Source organism: Bradyrhizobium sp. Leo78 (assembly GCF_059512425.1).
Genome location: NZ_JCAMOT010000317.1, coordinates 1 through 346, shown reverse-complemented (window position 1 = coordinate 346; position 346 = coordinate 1). Strand labels below are relative to the sequence as shown.

Sequence of the window (346 nt, the reverse complement as noted above, 5' to 3'; positions counted from 1 at the left end):
GCTCGCCGCGAACGTTACAGCGTGATCTGAAGCGTGCCCGGATTGTTCTATTGGCCGCGGAAGGCTGCAGCACGCGTGCGATAGCCAAGACAGTCGGCGTGCAGCCGCGGATCGTCAGCCATTGGCGGCATCGCTTTGCGGATGAAGGGCTTGCGGGCTTGGAGGACAAGCCGCGGCCCGGCAAGAAGCCGATCTACACGAAGGCGACCGGTAAGCGGATTCTGGCGCTGCTGGACAAGCCGCCTCCTGCCGGGTTTGCGCGCTGGAACGGCCCCCTGCTGGCGGAGGCGCTGGGCGACGTCGACGTTCAATATGTCTGGCGCTTCCTGCGCGAGCACAAGATTGA

Annotated in this window: 1 protein-coding gene; it reads left to right on the top strand. The window is 64.7% G+C overall.

The window, feature by feature from the left end; all coding sequences use genetic code 11:
• The coding region (locus AC5ZG1_RS44875; protein ID WP_496136635.1) for a helix-turn-helix domain-containing protein at window positions 1–346 on the top strand (346 nt) is incomplete at both ends.